The organism is Trueperaceae bacterium, assembly GCA_019454765.1.
Lineage (GTDB): Bacteria > Deinococcota > Deinococci > Deinococcales > Trueperaceae > JAAYYF01.
The window spans coordinates 19,760-35,874 of sequence record JACFNR010000002.1 but is presented as its reverse complement, the minus strand read 5'-3'; the positions used below and the strand labels follow the sequence as shown (position 1 = coordinate 35,874).

Sequence of the window (16,115 nt, the reverse complement as noted above, 5' to 3'; positions counted from 1 at the left end):
GCCGTGATCCCCGCCACCGCCAGGCGCCTCCTCGCCCTGCTCCCGCCGCCGCAGCGGCGCAGCGCCTACTGGCTGCTGCCGGCGATGATCCTCATGGCCGTCATGGAGACCGTGGGGGTGGCGACCGTCATGCCGTTCCTGGCGGTGGTGGCCAACCCGACCGACGCCATCGGGAACCGCTACCTCGGCGCGGTCTACCACGCGCTCGGCTTCACCGGCACGACCAGCTTCCTCCTCTTCCTCGGGGCGGCGTCCCTCGCGGTGCTGGTCCTCAGCAACGGCTTCGCGGTGTTCGTGACCTACCTCCTCAACCGCTTCGCCCTGCGACAGAACCACCTGTGGCAGACACGGCTCATGGCCGCCTACCTCGGCAGGCCCTACGCCGCCTTCCTGAGGGCCGACACCGCCGAGCTCGGCAAGAACATCCTCGTCGAGGTCTCCGAGGTCGTGTCCAAGGTGCTGACGCCCATGCTGCAGCTGATGGCGCGCTTCGCGGCCGCCGTGTCCGTGATCGCGCTGCTGGTGGTGGTCGACCCGGTCCTGGCCCTCACGGTGAGCGCCGCCCTCGGTTCCGCCTACGCCCTGGTCTTCCTCGTCGTCAGACGCACGTTGCAGCGCCTCGGCGCCGAGCGACTGGCGGTCGACGCCGTGCGTTTCCGAGCCATATCGGAGGCGTTCGGCGGCGTCAAGGACGTCAAGGTCGCCGGTCGCGAGCGGACCTACGTCGACCGTTTCCGCGCCGCCTCCGAGCGCTTCTCCGCCCTCACGGTCACCCAAAGGGTCATCAACGTCGTCCCGAAGTACGGGCTGGAGGTCATCGCGTTCGGTGGCATCATCATGATCGTCCTGCAGCTCCTCGCCACCAACCACTCGACGGCCACGGTGCTGCCCCTCATCGGCCTGTACGCCTTCGCGAGCTACCGCCTCATGCCCGCCGTGCAACAGATGTTCGAGGCGATCACGCAGCTGCGCTTCTCCCTGCCGTCGCTCGGCGTGCTGGAGCGCGACCTGGCGGTTCCCGCCGGGACCGACCTCGGCAGGAGCGAGCCGACGGGGCTGAGGGAGGCGATAGAGCTGCGCGACGTCTGGTACGCCTACCCGGGGTCACCACCGAGCCTGACGGGCATCGACCTGACCATCCCCAAGAACTCGTCGGTCGCGTTCGTCGGGACGACCGGGTCCGGCAAGACGACCCTCGTCGACCTCATCCTGGGCCTGCTCACCCCCAGCGGCGGCGCGGTGCTCGTCGACGGCGTCCCTCTCGACGCCGCCAACGTGCGCGGGTGGCAGGCGAGCGTCGGCTACGTCTCGCAGCAGGCCTTCCTCTGCAACGGCACGGTGGCCGAGAACATCGCCTTCGGGGTGCCCGGCGAGGAGGTGGACGAGGCCGCGCTGCGGCGCGCCGCCGCGGCCGCCCAGCTCGACCGGTTCGTGGCGCGCCTGCCGGACGGCTACCTCACCCAGGTCGGCGAGCGGGGCCTGCGGCTCAGCGGCGGTCAACGGCAGCGGCTCGCCATCGCGCGCGCCCTCTACCACGACCCGCCCGTGGTCGTGTTCGACGAGGCCACCAGCGCGCTCGACAACGTCACCGAGCGCGCCGTGCTCGACGCCCTGGAAGCCATGGCCGGCCGGCGCACCGTGCTGATCGTGGCGCACCGGTTGTCGACCGTGCGCGGCTGCGACCTCATCTGCCTCGTGGAGGGCGGCACGATCGTGGCGCGAGGCGCCTACGACGACCTGCTGGCAACCTCGCCCGAGTTCAGGGCGCTCGTGCAGCCGCCGCGCGCTGCACGGCGCGGGCCGGAGGGCGAGCCGGTCGGGTCGGCATGAGAGCGCCGCGCGCGGCGGAAGGGCTGGAACTCGTGAGAGACATCGTGGTGGTGACGGGAGGAGCGGGCTACATCGGCTCGGTCCTGGTGCGGCAGTTGTTACGCGCGGGGCACGCCGTGCGGGTGCTCGACGCCATGCGGGTCGGCGGCGAGGCGCTGCTGCCGCTGGCGGACGACGAGGCCCTCACGATCCAGCGTGGCGACGTCAGGCACGAGGGCGCGGTCAGGCGGGTGCTCGAGGGGGCCGACGCCGTCGTCCACCTCGCCGCCATCGTGGGCGACCCCGCCTGCAAGCGCGAGCCGGAACTCGCGCGCGAGGTGAACCTGCTGGCCTCGCAGCGCCTCTTCGACCTGGCGGAGGCGGCGGGGGTGAAGCGCTTCGTGTTCGCCTCCACCTGCTCCAACTACGGCAAGATGGCGGACCCCGACGCGGTGATGGACGAGACCTCGGAGCTGCGCCCCGTGTCGCTCTACGCCGAGACGAAGGTCGCGGTGGAGGCGTACCTGGCCGAGCGGGGCAGGACGTCGACGTGCGCGCCCACCTCGTTGCGCTTCGCGACCGTGCACGGCGTCTCGCCGCGCATGCGCTTCGACCTGACGGTGAACGAGTTCACCCGCGACCTGGTGACCGGCCACGAGCTGGTCGTGTTCGGCGAGCGGTTCTGGCGCCCGTACTGTCACGTCGCCGACCTGGCGCGCGCCGCGGCGCTCGTCCTCGCCGCGCCCCGCGAGGCGGTGGCGTGCGAGGTGTTCAACGTGGGCGACGACGCCGAGAACTTCCGCAAGCAGGACGTCGTCGACGCCATCTTGCGGCAGGTGCCGGGCGGCGTCGTCCGCTACGTCGAGAGACAGGAGGACCCGCGCGACTACCGGGTCTCCTTCCGCAAGATCCGCGAGCGCCTGGGGTTCGCGGTCACGAAGCGGCTCCCGGACGGGATCGCCGAGGTCAAGCGGGCCATCGAGCTCGGCCTCGTGCCCGACCCGTACGCCCAGCGTTACGCCAACGTCCCCGTCACGCCACCCGCTCCCGCGTTGCGGGCGGCACCGTGACGCCGGCCCCGCGCTCGGCCGAGGCGGAGGAGGACGCCGGACCGCCTTCGGCCGCCCTCGCCGTCATCCCGGCGCGAGGGGGCTCCAAGCGCGTGCCCCGCAAGAACGTGCGGCGCCTCGGGGGCAAGCCGCTGCTCGCCTACACGGTGACGGCCGCCCTCGCCAGCGGCGCCTTCCGGCGGGTGGTGGTCAGCACCGACGACGCGGAGGTCGCCGCGGCTGCCACCGCGGCCGGCGCCGAGGTGCTCGCGCGCGGCGCCGACCTCGCGGACGATCACACGCCGAGCTCGGCCGTGACGCTCGACGCGCTCAGGGCCCTGGGTGGCGCCGACCGTTACCCGGTCGTCGCGCAACTCCTCCCCAACTGCCCGCTGCGCGACGCCGCCGACGTGCGCGCCAGCGCGGCGGCGTTCCTGGCCTCCGGCGCCCCGTTCCAGGTCTCGGTGGCGCCGTTCGGGTGGCAGGTCGCGTGGTGGGCCGTGCGGCTGGGGGAGGCGGGCGCCATCGAGCCGCTCTTCCCCGAAGCCCTGGCGGGGCGCAGCCAGGACCTCCCGAGCCTGTACTGCCCCACCGGGGCGATCTGGTGGGCCAGGTCCGCCGCGCTGGTGAGTGCCGGCACCTTCTACGGTCCCGGGGTGCGCGGCGAGCCCCTCCCGTGGCGCCACGCCCTAGACATCGACGAGCCCGCCGACCTCGAGCTGGCCGCCACCCTGCTCGAGGCGGGCGCCGCCCCGTCGGGCGCCACCCCACCCCGCCACGACCCCGCGTGAGCGCGTGAGCGCGCCGCTCCTCGTCTTCACGACCGCCTACCGGGCCGGCCTGCCGTTCCTCGGCGCCTTCCTGGCCGGCCTGGCGCGGCAGGACGACGCCGACTTCGAGCTCGTGATGGCGCTCGACGACGTCAACGAGGACGAGGTGGCGCCCTACGTGGCGACCGCGGCCGCCGACCTCGCAGGCCGCACCCGCCTGCTGCGCGACTCGGGCCACGAGGACCCCGTCGAGTTGCGGGTGGCCGTCTTGCGCGGCGTCCTGCCCGGCACGCAGGGAGTGGTGCTGGTGGATTCGGACGACGTGCCCCTGCCCGGTCGGGTGGCGGCGGCGCGCGCGGCCCTGGCGAGCGCCGACGTCGCGGCGTGCGCCATGGAGCTGCTCGACGACGCCGGCGCGCCGAGCGGCGGCCGCTTCGAGGCTGGCGCCTTCGCGTCGTGGCCGGAGCTGCTCTCCGGCTGCAACGTGGTGGGGTTCGGCAACGCCGCCTACCGCTCGGAGACCCTCCTCGCCGCCCTCCCCTCCGAGGAGGGCGTCAGGCTCCTCGACTGGCTCGTCGCCGTGCGCGCGCTGGCCGCCGGCGCGCGCCTCGCGTTCGACGCCACGCCCCGCCTCGGCTACCGCCTTCACCGCGGCAGCATGGCGGGCGTGCGCCGCCCCTTCAGCGCCGAGCAGGTGCAGCGGGCGGTGCCGTTGGTGGCGGGCCACCACGCGCGGCTGTTGGCGCCGCGCCTGCCGCGCCACGCCCTGCCGCCCACGCTGCAGGCGCTGGTGGAGGCCGCCAGGGACGACCTCGTCGCCTTCCGCGCCCAGGTCGTCGACGACCCACGGGCGCTGCGCCGTTACGTCACCGCCCTGAACGCCGACGGGCGGATATACCGGTGGTGGGAATGGCTTCGTGACTGGAGGCAACGGATCTCGTGACGCAACCGAACCCCGACTTCGCACCCGAACCCGTGAGGATCGGCGGCGTCCCCGTCGGACCCGGACGCAAGCCCTACCTGATCGCCGAGGTAGGTTCCAACCACAACGGCGACCTCGCGCTCTGCCACCGCCTGGTCGAGGCCGCCCACGCGGCGGGGGCAGACGCGGTCAAGTTCCAGTCGTGGAGCGCCTCCAGCCTGGTCGGCCGGGCCGAGTACGAGCGCAACACGAGCTACGCCGACAAGAAGAAGCACTTCGGCAGCCTGCGCGAGATGGTGGAGGCGTACCAGTTGACGCCCGCCATGCACGCAGAGGTGGCGCGGCACTGCGCCGAGCTCGGCATCGCCTTCCTCTCCACCCCGTTCGCGCCCGAGGAGGTCGCCATGCTCGCCGAGCTCGACGTGCCGGCCTACAAGATCGCCTCCATGGACGTCAACCACCCCGTGCTGCTACGCAGCGTCGCGGCCACCCGCAAGCCGGTGCTGCTCTCGACGGGCATGGCCACCCTCGGCGAGGTCGGCAGGGCCGTCGACACGCTCGCGGAGGCCGGGTCGGGTCCGGTCGTCCTGCTCCACTGCGTGTCGATCTACCCCCCCGACCCGGACGACGTCAACCTCCGTAACATCCCCATGCTCGAGAGCGCCTTCGGCACCCCGGTGGGCTTCAGCGACCACACGTTGGGCACCGCCGCGGCGTTCGCCGCGGTCGCCCTCGGCGCCTGCCTGGTGGAGAAGCACTTCACGCTCGACAAGGAGCTGCCCGGGTGGGATCACGCCATCTCGGCGGACCCGGGCGAGCTGGCGGAGCTCGCGCGGGACCTCGGCTTCGTGCAGCGAGCGCTCGGCGGCAGCGCGCGCCGCGTCAGCGAGGCGGAGTTGGCCAAGCGGCGCAAGTTCCGGCGCCGCGTCGTCCTGCGCCGCGCGGTGAGCGCCGGCACGGTGCTCGCCCTCGAGGACCTGGACTTCAAGCGCCCCGGCACCGGCATCGACCCCGACCAGTACCCCGCCGTCGTCGGCCGCGCCGTGGCGCGCGACCTCCCCGCCGACCACGAGCTCGAGTGGGACGACCTCGCGTGACGGCGTGAGTGCCGGGGCGCCGGTGGGAGCTCCGCGGCCCGTCGTGCTGCTGGGCGCGGGCGGCCACGCGCGCGTGGTGCTCGACGCCCTCCGATCCACCGGCGCGCGCGAGGTCGTGGCGGTGCTCGACCCCGACGCGAGCAAGCACGGCTCCACCCTGGCCGGCGTGCCCGTCGTGGGCGCCGACGACGAGCTGGAGGCGTACCCCGCGCTTCGCTTCGACGTCGTCGTGGCCGTGGTCGGCTTCGGACGCCACGTGGCCCGTCACGCGCTCGCCGCGCGCCTCCGGGCGGACGGCTACCGCCTCGCCACCGTCGTGCACGCCCGCGCCACCGTGGCGCGGGGCGTCGCGCTTGGGGAGGGGGTGCAGGTGCTCGCCGGCGCCGTCGTCAACCCCGGCGCCGGCCTCATGGACGACGTCATCGTCAACACGGGCGCCATCGTCGAGCACGACTGCGTCCTCGAGCGTGGCGTTCACCTCGCCCCGCGGGCGGTACTCGGAGGCGGCGTCACCCTCGCCGCGGAGGCGCAACTCGGGCTCGGCGCGGTCGTGCTGCCCAAGTTGCACGTGGGGGCGGGCGCCATCGTGGGCGCCGGCGCCGTCGTGACCTCGGACGTGCCGGCGGGCGCCGTCGTGGTCGGCTCGCCCGCGCGTCCGATCGGTCGCCCGACTGGCTGAGCGGCGCGCGGGGCAGGCCGCAAGGCGCCCGGCCGGGCGGGCGTGACGGCTGCACACCCCGGACGGGCGCGCGGCACTACAGTCACTCCACGGAAACGCTCTGCTAGGCATCTCACCCCCGGAGAGCGCAAAGCGTGGGCACGATGTTCATCACCGACACCAAGCGACTTCAGGTCGCCCCAACCGACGAGATCCGCACAGCCATCCTTGCCATCGACGTCAACGAGCTGCAGACGGCCCTGGTCGTCGACGCGGCCGGTCGCCTCCTCGGCATCGTCACCGACGGCGACGTCAGGCGCGGCCTCCTCAGGGGCGCGCAGCTGTCGGACAGCGTGGCGACCATCCAGAACGAGGCGCCGCTCACGGCGCCCGCCGGGGCGTCCCCGCAGTACGTCGACGCCCTCATGCAGCGCAGCTCCCTGTTCCGCATCCCGCTCGTGGACGAGGCCGGCAGGGTCGTGGCGCTGGCCGTGGCGCTCCCGCGCCCCGCCGCGCTCCACGACAACCTCGTGGTGTTGATGGCGGGCGGCCTCGGCACGCGCCTCGGCGAGTTGACGCGCGACACGCCGAAACCGCTCCTGAACGTGGGGCCACACCCCATCCTCGAGACCATCGTCGAGGGGTTCTGCCGGCAGGGCTTCCGCCGCTTCGCCATCTCCGTCAACTACCGCGCCGAGATGATCGAGCGGTACTTCGGTGACGGCTCGCGCTGGGGCGCGCACATCACCTACCTACGCGAGGACCGGCGCCTGGGCACCGCGGGCGCGCTCGGGCTCCTGCCCGCCCTCCCGCAGGAGACGCTCCTCGTCATGAACGCCGACGTGCTGACGCGCGTCGACTACCGGCGCATGCTCGACTTCCACGCCGCCACCGGCGCGGCCGCCACCATGGCGGTGCGCGATTACAGCCAAGAGGTCCCGTTCGGCGTGGTCGAGCTCAGCGAGGAGCACGTCACCCAACTCGTCGAGAAGCCCGTGACGCACTACTTCATCAACGCCGGCATCTACGCCCTCGAGCCCGAGTGCCTCGAGCTGGTGCCGGCCGGAGAGTACTACGACATGACGAGCCTACTCGTGGAGCTCCTGCACAACACCCGCAAGGTGTCGAGCTTCCCCGTCCACGAGTACTGGCAGGACGTGGGGCGGCCCGCGGACCTCTCCCAGGCCCGCGAGGTCTACTCGCAGGTCTTCCACGACAGGGAGGGCCCGGCATGACCGCGTGCAGCGACTCCGTCCCCGGCTTCGCGGAGTTCCACGCGGAACTCGTCGCCGACTACGCGGCGCCCTTCGCGGACGCCGCGCACCTGCTGAGGCGCCTCGCGGCGGGCGAGCAGCTCTTCGCGCCGGCCGGCGCGCGCGGCGCCGCGCGCGCGTCCCTGACGGAGCGCGCCGCCCTGACCTGGCCCGTGCTGGCGCGCGCCGCCCGCTCCGCCTGGGGGCAGGCCCGCAACCCCGACCCGCTCGGCGCGGCCGACGTCCTGATGATGCACGTGCCCGCCCGCAACGACTACCACGCCCTTCTCGTCCCCGTCGCCGCCGAGCTGGAGAAGCGCGGCACGCGCGTCGCCCACCTCGCCGCGGGTGGCGGTTGGCACCAGGCGGCGGGCGGCGCCGTGGCGGCGGCACGAGCGCGCTACGCCGCCGCGCGGGGACAGGAGGAGCGGTTCGCGCGGAGCTGGGGACTCGACGACGGGGCCCGCCGCGACCTCCGGACGCTCCTGAAGGTGCAGGCGTGGGACGCCGTCATCACGGGCCGCGCCCTCGCCACCACCGGCGCGAGGGTCGGCCTGGCCATCCACACCAACCTCGACCCGGGCGTCCTCACCGCGTTCCGGGAGGCGCGCGTGCCCCTGCTCCTGATGCAGCACGGGGTGTTCAGCGGCGCCTGGCCGGAGCACGACTTCCTCGGCGCGTCGCTCCTCATGACGTGGGGGCCATACTTCAGCGCCGAGCTCAAGAAGTTCCCCGGCCCCACGCCGCCTACCACGGTGGTCGGCAACCCCAGGCTCGAGCTCCTGCTCAAGGCGCGCCAGGCGACCGGCGCCGCCGCGGGCGCGGGCGTCGTCTACTTCGGGACCAACTACGACGAGAGCGTCGACACGCGCGCGCTCCGCCTGGCGGCCCGCGCGCTCGCGGGGCTGCCCAAGGGACTGGTGCGCTACCGCCCCCACCCCGGCGAGTCCCTCGCGAAGTACCGCGCTCTCGTCGCGGAAGGCGTGGTGGCGGGCGAGCAGGTGGTCACGGGCGCCGACAGCTACGACCTGCTGCCGGCGGCCGGCGTCGTCGTCGGCAGCCAGACGACGCTGCTGCTCGAGGCTGCCGCCATCGGCGTGCCGGCAGTTCAGGTGCTGCCCGAGACCGCCCCGGTCGATTGGGCCGCGCGGGGCCTGCCGCACGCCTCCACCGAGGCGGAGCTGAGGCGCACGGTGGCGACCGCGCTCGCCGCCCCCGAACTGGCGGCCGGGCTGGTGGCGGCGGCAAGGCCCCTGGCGCAGAGCATGTTCGCCGGCCCCCGCGGCGCCGCGTTGCGCAGCGCCCGGGTGGTGGAGGCGGCCATCACCCGCGCCCTCCCCGTCGCCGCCGGCGCGCCCGTGGAGGCGGTGCCCGCGTGAGCCCGTCCGCCCCCATCGCCACCATCATGATCCCGACGTACGGTCAGGCCGACGTCCTGCCGCGAGCGTTGGAGAGCGCCCTGGCGCAGACGTACGCCCCCCTGCAGGTGGTGGTCGCCGACGACGCCTCGCCCGACGCCACGCCCGCCGTCGTGGCCCCGTACCTGCTCGACCGGCGTCTCACCTACGTCAGGCGCGTAACGAACCTCGGCCGGACCGGCAACTACCGCGCCACCTTGGCCGCGGACGCCGTGGGCGACCTCGTGCTCAACCTCGACGGCGACGACTGGCTGCTCGACCCGGAGTTCGTGGCGCGAGCGGTCGAGCTGTTCGTGGAGCGTCCCGACCTGGCGCTCGTCTTCGGGCGCGCGCACGACTACACCTCCCGGACCGGCTACGAGGCCACCGAGGTGAACCGCGGCCTGCCGCGCTTCAACTCGGGCCTGGACCTGCTGCTCGCCTACGCGGCCGGCAGCGTGAGCATCCCCCACGCGGCCGCCCTCTACCGCCGCGACCTCGCCCTGAGCGCGGGCTTCTACGCGTACGACTGCGTTGGTAGCGACACCGTGGCGCTGCTGTCGCTGCTGCCGGGCAACGACGTGGGCTTCGTCGACACGGTCGCCGCCGTCTGGAACAAGCACGACGACAACGCCACCTTCCGCACGCCGCCGGCGAGCCGGCTCCGCAACGACCACCTGGTGGTGGACGTCCCCGGCCGCCTCCTGCGCGAGCGTGGCGGCCTGAGCGCCGGGGCGATCGCCCGCTGGAAGCGCCGGATGGGCGCGCGCTGGGGGCTCTCCTACGTGGAGGATTGCGTGGTGGCCGGCCGGTACGCTGCCGCGGCCCGCTACGCCCTCGCTGCCATCGTCACCCGGCCGGCCACGGGCACCCTCCTGCTCGGCGCCGCCATCGGCAAGGGCGCCGGACGCCTGCTCACCCGCCTCGGCGCCGCGGGAGCGGCGCGGTGACTGGCGCGAGCCGGACGGCGCCCGGCGGACTCGCCGGGGTGGCGCTGGCGGCACTATGCGTGACGGTGTTCGCCGTGCCGTGGGAGGAGGCCGTCGTGCTGGAGGGCGTCGGCTCGGTCGCGCGGCTGGTCGGCTTCGCCGCGGCCCTGCTCGGTCTCCTGAGCCTGCTGGAACCCGGACGGGTGCGGCTGCGCCCGCCGTCGCTCCTCCTCGTGGTCACGGCGGCTTACACGGCGTGGCTGGCCCTCAGCTACTTCTGGACCGTCGACACCGACGCGAGCCGCGAGGGACTCACGACGATGGTCCAGCTCCTCCTGCTCGTCTGGCTGGTGTGGCAACTCTGCCAGGACGCTCGAGCCCGCAACGCGGTGCTGCAGTCGTTGGTGTTGGGCGCCACGGTGGTGGCGGTCAACGTCCTGTGGGTGTTCCTGTTCCGCCCCGACACCATCCGCATCGACGGGCGCATAGCCTCGGCGGGCGAGAACCAGAACGAGGTGGCCACCATCCTCGCCCTCGCCATGGGCGTGGCGTGGTGGCTGGTGACGCAGCGGAGGGGCCCTCTCTCGACCGTCTTCAACCTGGCCTTCCTTGGCCTGGCGCCCTTCGCGCTCGTGCTCACCGGCTCGCGTAGCGGGGTCCTGCTCACCCTCCTGGTCGCCGCCCAGCTCCCCCTCGCCGCGGTGCGCCTGCGCGGCAGCGTGCGCGTGGGGCTGGTGGTGGCCGTGGCTGCCGCCGTCACCACGCTGGCGCTGCTGCCACCCGACCTGGCGGAGCGGGCCCTGCCGAACATGGAGCGCATCTCGACCCTCGGCCACGACCTGACCCAATCCGACTTCACGGGCCGCGCCGAGATCTGGCACGGCGGGTGGCTGGCGCTCATCGGGCGGCCCGCCTTCGGCTACGGCAACAACGCCTTCCGCGCGGCCGTCCGCCCGATCCTCGGCAACGGCTGGGCGCCGCACAACGCCTTCCTGGCGGTGGCGGTCGGCACCGGCCTCGTCGGGCTGGCTCTCTACGTCGCCGCCTTGGCGCTCACGCTCCTCGCCCAGTTCATCGCGCCGCCATCGCCCGCCCGCCTGGCGCGCATCTTCCTGTTCCTGACGCTGGTGGTGGCCATGTTGCCCAAGGGCTCCGCCTACGACAAGTCGACGTGGCTGTTGCTCGCCCTCCTCACCTGCGACGTGGGGCCCGCCCTGCTGGCCCGCGCCGCGCCGCGTCGGCTCCCCGCCCGCGAGGTCGCGCCGTGACCCCGCGCGCCGACGGCCTGGTCATCAGCTACGTGACCATGGGGTTCCCCATGCCGTCGGAGACGTTCACGTCGCACGACGTGAGGGAGCTCGCGCGCCGCGGCGCCGCCGTGACGGTGCACGCTCTCAGGCCGGCGCACCCGGCGAGCGCGCGCCTGACGCGGGAGCGGGGCCTGGCCGCCGTGACGGTGACGCGGGCGCGGTTCGCCTCGCTCCTCCGCGGCGTCGGCGTCGCCGCCACCATCCCCGCCGCGGCCCTGGCGCTGCTGCGGGCGCTGGTGACGAGCCTCTGGCGCCAACCGGAGCTGCTTGCCCGGAGCCTCGTGCTCCTGCCGCGCGTGCTCGAGGTCTTCGGCGAGATCCGCTCGCGCAGGCCGCACGTGGTGCACCTCTGCTGGGCGCATTACCCCAGCATGGTCGGGTTCCTCGTCGAGCGCGAGCTGCCGGGCACCGTCCTCTCCATGTCGTTCAGCGCGTACGACATCGACCTGCGCTACGGTCTGACTGCCGGCGTGGCGCAGGGCGCCACCTGGTTGCGGACGCTCTCGCACGACAACGTGGCGGAGATCTGCGCGGCGTTCGGCGTGGCGGAGTGGCGCGTCGACGTCGTGCCCGACGGGATCCCCACCAGGCTGTTCGAGTGCCGCGCGGGCACGAGGGTGCGGGGCCGCATCGTCAGCGTCGGGCGGCTGGACCCCGAGAAGGGCATGCTCGACGTGCTGGAGGCCTTCGCGCGCGTGGTCGCCGCCGCCCCATACGCCTCGCTCGAGGTGTTGGGCGGCGGGGACCAGCTCCCGGAGCTGGAGCGCCGCGCCGCCGAGCTGGGCCTGCGCGACGTCACCTTCGCGGGTCACCTGCCGCAGGAGGCGGTGGCGGAGGCCCTGGCGCGGGCCGAGGTCTTCCTGTTCATGTCGCTCACCGAGCGGGTGCCGAACGTCGTCAAGGAGGCCCTCGCGGCCGGTTGCGCCTGCGTGGTCTCCGACACGTTCGCGATCCGGGATCTCGTGCCCGACTCGGCGCACGGCAGCGTGGTCGCCATCCACGACGTCGAGGCCGCGGCCGACGCCTGCCTGCGCTACCTGGAGCGGTCCGCCGTCAGGACCACGACTGCGCGGGCCGGCCAGGAGTGGGCCCTGCAGCATTTTTCGCTCGACTCCGCCATCTCCACCTACCTGGTGGCGTGGCGGGCCGCGCTGGGGACGAGAGGAGCCGTTCATGTGCGGGATTGATGGCGTGATCGTGGGGCGGCGCGTTATGCCGCGAGAGGCCGTCGCTGGCCGCCTCGACCTGGCAGAGGCGGCGCAGGCGCACCGGGGTCCCGACGGCGCCGGTCGCCTCGTCGAGGGCGTCGGCGACTGGTGGGTGGGCCTCGGCCATCAGCGCCTGGCGATCATCGACCTCAGCGACAGGGCGGCCCAACCGATGACCGGTCCTGACGGACTGGACGTCATCGTCTACAACGGCGAGGTCTACGACTACGCCGCGCTGCGGCGCCGCCTGGTCGCGGAGGGCGTCACGTTCGCGAGCGACTCCGACACGGAGGTCGTCGCCGCGGCGCTGCGCGAATGGGGCGTCGAGCGGGCCCTCAACGCCTTCAACGGCATGTGGGCGCTCGCCTGGCTGGACCTGCGCGGCGGCCGGCTCGTGCTGGCGCGCGACCGGCTCGGCATCAAGCCGCTCTACCTCGACGTGTCCGACGGGCGCGTGGCGTTCGCCTCGGAGATCAAGGGGCTGCTCGCCATGGACGCTCGCCGGCGCCCCCTCGACCTGGCGACGGTCAGGGCGTACCTGCAACAGGCACTGATCGACCACTCGAGCGCCACGTTCTTCGCTGGCATCGAGAGCCTCCCGCCGGGCACCTACGCCACCATCGACCTGCGCGCCGCCGAGCTCCACGTCGACGTGCGGCGCTACTGGGCGCCGGACGCCGCGCGCGTCGCCCCTCCCACCACCGAGGACGACCTCCGCGCCGAGATCCGCGAGCTGTTCTTCGACGCGGTGAGGCTGCGGCTGCGGGCCGACGTGCCCGTGGGCGTGCTGCTCTCGGGCGGCGTCGACTCTAGCGCCATCGCGGCGGCCGCCGCGGCGCGGCCGGAGGTGAAGCTGACCCTCCTGTCGGCGGTCAGCGCCGACGCCCGCTTCGACGAGTCGCGGCACGCGGACGCCGTCGCCCACCACCTTGGCGCCGAGACCCACAAGGTGCCCATCGACCTCGGTCCGCACGAGGCGTTCGACCTCCTCGACACGGTCACCTGGCATCACGACGAGCCCGTCGGCAGCTTCACCTCGGTGGCGCACTACCTCCTCATGCAGGCGGCCCGCTCGTTGGGCGTGGGCGTGGTCCTCAGCGGGCAGGGGGCCGACGAGCTCCTCTGCGGCTACCGGAAGTACGTGGGGTTCCAGCTGCAGGCCCTGCTGCGGGCGCGCCACCCGACGGCCGCCCTGCGCGAAGTGGGGGCGGCCTTGCGCCACGGCACCCTCGCGCAGCAGTTCAGCCTCGCCGAGGCCAGGCGCTACCTCCCCGGCGTCGGCTCGGTGGTCGGCTCCGACCTGGGCTCGGCGCTTCAGTACGGCCGCGACGTGCCGGTGGGCCTGGCGCCGGGCATGACGGTGCAGGAGCGCCAGAGCCTCGACCTCACGTCCCTGAGCGTGCCGCAGCTGACGCACTACGAGGACCGCATGTCGATGGCGCACGGGCGCGAGGTGCGGCTGCCGTTCCTCGACTACCGCCTGGTCGAGAAGCTCCTCCCCCTCGACCCGGCCCTCAAGGTGCGCGACGGCTTCACGAAGCACGTGTTCCGCAGCGCGCTCGCGGCGGACCTGCCGGAGGAGACCGTGTGGCGCCGCGACAAGCAGGGCTTCACGCTCCCGCAGAGCGAGTGGCTGCGAGGCGCGCTGCGCCCCAAGACCCTCGAGATGTTCGGCCCGGACGCACTCCTCTTCCGGCACGGCCTGATCCGGCGCGAACCGCTGCTGGCCACCTACGCGCGGTACGCGCAGCGCGGGGAGCGCCGCAGCGGCGTCTGGTACCGGCAGATCTTCGCCAGGTTGGCGCTGGAGGTATGGCTGAGGCGCTTCGCCGATCACCTCGACCTGCCCGAGGCGGCGCCCCTGGCGGCGCCCCTGGCGACGCCCCTGGCGACGCCCCTGGCGACGCCCGCTCCGGGCGGCGGCCGCGCCACCGCCGCCGCTCACGAGGTGCCGGCATGACGGCGGACGTGTCGGTCATCCTCCCGTGCCGGAACGAGGCGCGCTTCATCGGCCCCTGCCTCGACTCCCTCCTCGCCCAGCGCCTCGACGGGCGCACGCTCGAGGTGATCGTGATCGACGGTATGTCGACCGACGGCACCCGCGAGATCGTGGCGGCGCGCGCCGCAACGGACGCCCGCGTCACGCTGCTCGACAACCCCCGTCACATCGTCCCGACCGGTCTGAACGTCGCGCTGGAGCGGGCCACGGCGCCCGTGGTCGCGCGCATGGACGTCCACTGCGTCTACCAGGCCGACTACCTGGCCGCCTGCCTGGCCGCCCTCGCGACGAGCGGCGCCGACAACGTGGGCGGGGTCGTGCGCACCCTCCCCCGCGGCGGCGGCCTCGGCGCCGAGACCGTCGCGGCGCTGTCGTGTCACAAGTTCGGGGTGGGCGACTCGCGCTTCCGGACGGGCGGCGCGGCGGGTTACGTCGACACCGTCCCTTTCGGCTGCTACCCGCGCACGACGTTCGAGCGGTACGGCCTCTTCGACGAGAGGCTCGTGCGCAACCAGGACTACGAGTTCAACGCCCGCCTCAGGGCGGCCGGCGGCACCGTGTGGCTCGACCCCACCATCGTGGCCGAGTACTTCAACCAAGGCTCGCTGCGCGGCCTGCTGCGTCAGGCCCTGCTCACCGGGCGTTGGAACGCGTTCACCTGGTACGTCGCGCCGTACTCGCTCCGGCCTCGCCACGTCGTGCCGGCCATCTTCGTCGCCGCCATGCTGGTGGGCCTGCTGCTCGGCGCCTTCGTGCCCGCCGTGCGCGTGCTGTCCGTCGCCACGGCGGGGGTCTACGCCCTCCTGGCGCTCGCCGCGGCGGCCCAGCAGGCGGCCGCGTTCCGCGACCCGCGCCTGCTCCTCACGTTGCCGCCCTCCTTCCTCGCCTACCACGTCACCTACGGCCTGGGCATCCTCCTGGGCGCGGCGCGAGTGGCGTCCGGGCGCCTGCCGTTCGAGCGCAGCGCCCTGCCGTGGCGCGACGCGCCAGGCCCGCGGCTCCGACCGAGCCTGCGCCTGCGCCCCCGTTCCACCTTCGACCTCGTCGTGGCCGGCGCCGGCCTCTTCCTGCTGTCGCCGCTGCTAGCGGCCATCGCGCTCGTGATCAGGCTGCAGTCGGCCGGCCCCGTCATCTACCGTCAGGTGCGCGTCGGCTACCTGGGGGCGCCGTTCACCATCCTGAAGTTCCGCACCATGGTGGCCGGCGCCGACCGCATGGGCGGCAGCGTCACCACCTCGACGGACGCGCGCATCACGCCGCTCGGGCGTGTGCTGCGCCGCACCAAGCTCGACGAGCTGCCCCAGCTATGGAACGTCGTGCGGGGCGAGATGGCCCTGGTCGGGCCGCGCCCGGACGTGCCGGAGGTGGTTGCAAACTACACGGAGCAGATGCGCCGCGTGCTCGACGTGCCGCCCGGCATCACGTCCGTGGCCAGCCTCGAACTGGTGGACGAGGAGCGCCTGCTCGCCGACGCCGCCGACCCCGACGGCTTCTACCAGGACGTCCTCGTCCCGGCGAAGGTGCGCATCGCCATGGCGCACGTCGACGACCGTTCGCTGCGCTTCGAACTACTCACCCTGTGGCACACGGTCGTCGCCGCCCTGCGGCGGGCGGTGGGCGCCGCCAACGCCGGCCTGCTGGCCGGCACCATCAGAGATCAGCTGGTCGCGGCCAACGCGAGCGCGAGCGCGACCGTGACGCGGAGGGAGTGAGC

The 16,115-nt window shown here is 73.8% G+C and carries 13 protein-coding genes; all 13 read left to right on the top strand.

Annotated features, from left to right (window positions below; genetic code table 11):
- The first annotated feature begins 3 nt into the window (after positions 1-3).
- The 13 genes from H3C53_01020 (at position 4) to H3C53_00960 (ending at position 16,113) form a co-directional block, all read left to right on the top strand.
- Positions 4-1,830 (top strand): ABC transporter ATP-binding protein, encoded by a 1,827-nt coding sequence (locus H3C53_01020; GenBank protein MBW7915258.1) that lies wholly within the window; start codon positions 4-6, stop codon positions 1,828-1,830.
- Positions 1,827-2,879 carry an NAD-dependent epimerase/dehydratase family protein gene (locus H3C53_01015; protein ID MBW7915257.1) on the top strand — a complete coding sequence of 351 codons (1,053 nt, stop codon included), beginning with the start codon at positions 1,827-1,829 and terminating at the stop codon, positions 2,877-2,879. The genes H3C53_01020 and H3C53_01015 overlap by 4 nt, the downstream gene beginning before the upstream one ends.
- Positions 2,876-3,649, top strand: coding sequence for an acylneuraminate cytidylyltransferase family protein (locus H3C53_01010; protein MBW7915256.1), 774 nt, complete (start codon positions 2,876-2,878; stop codon positions 3,647-3,649). Before H3C53_01015 ends, H3C53_01010 begins: the two co-directional genes overlap by 4 nt.
- 4 nt (positions 3,650-3,653) lie before the next feature.
- The gene (locus H3C53_01005; protein MBW7915255.1) at positions 3,654-4,571 is read left to right on the top strand and encodes a hypothetical protein; all 918 of its coding nucleotides are present in this window, start codon (positions 3,654-3,656) and stop codon (positions 4,569-4,571) included.
- Between the two features lie 32 nt (positions 4,572-4,603).
- Positions 4,604-5,647 (top strand): N-acetylneuraminate synthase family protein, encoded by a 1,044-nt coding sequence (locus H3C53_01000; GenBank protein MBW7915254.1) that lies wholly within the window; start codon positions 4,604-4,606, stop codon positions 5,645-5,647.
- Positions 5,648-5,669: 22 nt separating this feature from the next.
- Positions 5,670-6,326, top strand: a complete 657-nt coding sequence (locus H3C53_00995) for a NeuD/PglB/VioB family sugar acetyltransferase (GenBank protein MBW7915253.1) — start codon at positions 5,670-5,672, stop codon at positions 6,324-6,326.
- Positions 6,327-6,469: 143 nt separating this feature from the next.
- The gene (locus tag H3C53_00990) at positions 6,470-7,540 is read left to right on the top strand and encodes an NTP transferase domain-containing protein (GenBank protein MBW7915252.1); all 1,071 of its coding nucleotides are present in this window, start codon (positions 6,470-6,472) and stop codon (positions 7,538-7,540) included.
- Positions 7,537-8,937 (top strand): hypothetical protein, encoded by a 1,401-nt coding sequence (locus H3C53_00985; protein MBW7915251.1) that lies wholly within the window; start codon positions 7,537-7,539, stop codon positions 8,935-8,937. The genes H3C53_00990 and H3C53_00985 overlap by 4 nt, the downstream gene beginning before the upstream one ends.
- Complete coding sequence (locus tag H3C53_00980) at positions 8,934-9,905, top strand: glycosyltransferase family 2 protein (protein ID MBW7915250.1); 972 nt, start codon at positions 8,934-8,936, stop codon at positions 9,903-9,905. The genes H3C53_00985 and H3C53_00980 overlap by 4 nt, the downstream gene beginning before the upstream one ends.
- A complete protein-coding gene (locus H3C53_00975; GenBank protein MBW7915249.1) occupies positions 9,902-11,152 on the top strand; it encodes an O-antigen ligase family protein in 1,251 nt (416 codons plus the stop codon). Before H3C53_00980 ends, H3C53_00975 begins: the two co-directional genes overlap by 4 nt.
- Positions 11,149-12,381: a glycosyltransferase family 4 protein gene (locus tag H3C53_00970; protein ID MBW7915248.1), complete on the top strand. Its 1,233-nt coding sequence runs from the start codon at positions 11,149-11,151 to the stop codon at positions 12,379-12,381. The genes H3C53_00975 and H3C53_00970 overlap by 4 nt, the downstream gene beginning before the upstream one ends.
- Positions 12,368-14,362 carry an asparagine synthase (glutamine-hydrolyzing) gene (gene asnB / locus H3C53_00965; protein ID MBW7915247.1) on the top strand — a complete coding sequence of 665 codons (1,995 nt, stop codon included), beginning with the start codon at positions 12,368-12,370 and terminating at the stop codon, positions 14,360-14,362. The genes H3C53_00970 and asnB overlap by 14 nt, the downstream gene beginning before the upstream one ends.
- Positions 14,359-16,113, top strand: coding sequence for a sugar transferase (locus H3C53_00960; protein MBW7915246.1), 1,755 nt, complete (start codon positions 14,359-14,361; stop codon positions 16,111-16,113). Before asnB ends, H3C53_00960 begins: the two co-directional genes overlap by 4 nt.
- The last annotated feature ends 2 nt before the right edge of the window (positions 16,114-16,115 follow it).

Coding starts and splice junctions, on each gene's coding strand:
- H3C53_00990 (MBW7915252.1), top strand. CDS start 6,470: ATGTTCATCACCGACACCAAGCGACTTCAGGTCGCCCCAACCGACGAG.
- asnB (MBW7915247.1), top strand. CDS start 12,368: ATGTGCGGGATTGATGGCGTGATCGTGGGGCGGCGCGTTATGCCGCGA.
- H3C53_00985 (MBW7915251.1), top strand. CDS start 7,537: ATGACCGCGTGCAGCGACTCCGTCCCCGGCTTCGCGGAGTTCCACGCG.
- H3C53_01015 (MBW7915257.1), top strand. CDS start 1,827: ATGAGAGCGCCGCGCGCGGCGGAAGGGCTGGAACTCGTGAGAGACATC.
- H3C53_00960 (MBW7915246.1), top strand. CDS start 14,359: ATGACGGCGGACGTGTCGGTCATCCTCCCGTGCCGGAACGAGGCGCGC.